This is a genomic window from Streptomyces niveiscabiei, assembly GCF_001419795.1.
Classification (GTDB): Bacteria; Actinomycetota; Actinomycetes; order Streptomycetales; family Streptomycetaceae; genus Streptomyces; species Streptomyces niveiscabiei.
The window spans coordinates 1-2,350 of the sequence record NZ_LIRL01000153.1 but is presented as its reverse complement, the minus strand read 5'-3'; the positions used below and the strand labels follow the sequence as shown (position 1 = coordinate 2,350).

At 73.4% G+C, this 2,350-nt stretch carries 2 protein-coding genes and 1 pseudogene; all 3 read right to left on the bottom strand.

Annotation, left to right across the window (positions count from 1 at the left end; genetic code table 11):
- Nucleotides 1-361, bottom strand: a pseudogene (locus AOK24_RS08470) (hypothetical protein); the annotation flags it as partial.
- Nucleotides 362-403: 42 nt separating this feature from the next.
- Complete coding sequence (locus tag AOK24_RS08465; protein WP_055719432.1) at nucleotides 404-1,135, bottom strand: cupin domain-containing protein; 732 nt, start codon at nucleotides 1,133-1,135, stop codon at nucleotides 404-406.
- Nucleotides 1,128-2,342 (bottom strand): sedoheptulose 7-phosphate cyclase, encoded by a 1,215-nt coding sequence (locus AOK24_RS08460; RefSeq protein ID WP_055719433.1) that lies wholly within the window; start codon nucleotides 2,340-2,342, stop codon nucleotides 1,128-1,130. Before AOK24_RS08460 ends, AOK24_RS08465 begins: the two co-directional genes overlap by 8 nt.
- Nucleotides 2,343-2,350 lie beyond the last annotated feature (8 nt).

Below are 2,350 nucleotides of genomic sequence, written 5' to 3'. Positions count from 1 at the left end.
GGGTGCGGGCGGGCAGGGCGCGGGTCACGGACGCCGGGCCGAGGGTCAGGCACAGCAGCCGGGCGCCGTGCCGGCCCGCGGTGAGGGTGGTGGCGCCGCCGTGCGGGGCGAGGATGAGGCCGCCCGCGGTGAGCGGGACGGGGCGCCGGTCGGCGTGCACCGTCCCCGTCAGGACGTACCAGACGGTCTCGGTGCCGGCGCGGCCGGCCGGCTCCCAGCGGGTGCCGGGGGCCAGTTCGACCTCGTCGAACGCCTCGCACTCGCTGTGCAGCATCCCCCGCCGGGCGAGGCAGCGGACGGCTGCCCGCTCCTCGCCCGGCCCGAACAGGACGGCGCTGGACGGTCCGTCGTGGACGATCACGGCCGACTCCCTTTCTGTCGAGGTGAGTTGGGCTGGGGGGGGCTAGGCCGCGAGGCGGCGTTCGTCCGGCAGCGGGACGTCCAGGACGGCGTGGAAGTACTCCAGGCCGCCGTCCCCGGCCCACAGCCGCACCGTCCCGCCCAGCGGAAGGGTCAGCGCGGTCCCCGAGGCCACCCGGACCTCGCGGTCGGCGGTGCGGGCGACCCCCGTACCGCTCAGCACGAACACCGTGTGCTCGGTGCCGCGCGCCGCGAACTCCACGCCCGCGTGCGGCGGGAGGTCCTGGACCCGGATGGTGCGCAGCGGCCCGGTCAGGACGCTCTGGGCGTCCAGCGGTCCATGGGCGCGCAGGTCCCGTACGACGATGCTGTTCACGGAAGGCTCCTCTTCCTCCGAAGACCTGCGGGGCCTCGGGAAGACCGCGGGCAACTCCACCACCAGCCAGGACAGCGGCCGTTGCCCGGTGTTGTGCAGCGCGTGCCGGGAACCGATCCCGGTGAGGACGGCGTCCCCGGCGCGCACCGGATGCGCCACGCCGTCGAGGTGGATCTCACCCCGGCCGCGCAGCAGGAAGTACAACTCCTCGGTGCGGGAGTGCAGATGCTCCCCGCTGACCCCGCCGGGCGGCAGCCAGGCCCACTCGACGGCCTCCCAGCCGCCGTACAGGCCGGTCCGCCGCGCCAGGCAGGACCAGCGGGAGATCCCGTCCGAGTCGTGCACGCCGTGCACCACGGCGGGGGCGTGCACGTCGGCCACTACCAGTGCGTCACGCATGGGACCGCACCTCCTTCGCGGCGCGCGCCAACTTCTGGGCCGCGCCGGTGATCTCACGATCCGTCAGGTCGTTCACGAACACCGCGTCACCGATGCCGACCGGCAGCGGCAGCCGCTGCATGCCGTCCCGGTGGCGGACCGTGTCCGCGAGGGCGGAGCGGAGCAACTCCGGCTCCAGCAAGGGGTGGTGGACCGGCAGACGCAGGGCGCGCATCGTGTCCAGGACACGCGTGCACTGACGGTCCGTCATGAGGCCGCGGCCACGGGCGATCACGGTGGTCAACGCCATGTCGAGGTTGACCGCCTCGCCGTGCAGCAGCGCGGGGAGGGCCTTCATCTCCAGCGTCGGGCTGAAGGAGTGGCCGTAGTCGACGACCCGCTCCAGGCGGTGCTCCCACAGGTTGTCGTGGAGTTCTTCGAGCATCCCGTGCACCGCGCGGGCCAGCACGTGGTGTGCCGTGGTCCGCAGCGGGCCGTCCGCCTGGAACCGGCCCGCGAGCAGGCGCTCGCCGCTGTTCTCCAGCAGGTCGAACAGGTCGCGGTCCTTGATCAGCGCGATCTTCAGGATCTCGGCGAGGCCGTTGGCGACATGCCGCTCGTCGAGCGTCGCGAGGAACGCCGGGTCCAGCAGCGTCTCCGTCGCCGGGTGGTACGTACCGAGGCGGTTCTTGCCGGCGCCGAAGTTCACGCCGGTCTTGGCGCCGACCCCGGCGTCGACCAGCCCGATCAGCGTCGTCGGCACCCGGACGTACGGCGTACTGCGCCGGTACAGGCTGCACGCCAGGCCCACGATGTCCAGCAGCACACCGCCGCCGATCGCCACGACCGGCTCGCGCCGCCGGTCCAGACCGAACCGGTCCATCGCGTCGACCACGGAGTACACGGAGTCCATCGTCTTCAGCCGCTCGTGCGCGGGCAGCACATGCACCGTGTACGACGCGTGCCGCGCCGCCTCGCAGTACGCGCGGAGCCGCGCCCCGTACAGCCGGTCCACATCCTCCTCGACGACCAGCAGCCGCCGAGCCGGAGTGCCCTCCCCGTCCGGGAGCCCGGCACGCGCGAGGGCGGGATTACGGGGGTCCAGAACGCCGGGAGCGAAACGGACCCGGTAGCTCACGGGCTTCGCGGTGTCCACGGTCCAACTACGCGCGACACCGGGACCGTCCGTGGTGGTGAGGCCGTGGGTGGTGGGAGGCGGGAAGGGCATGGCGGGTC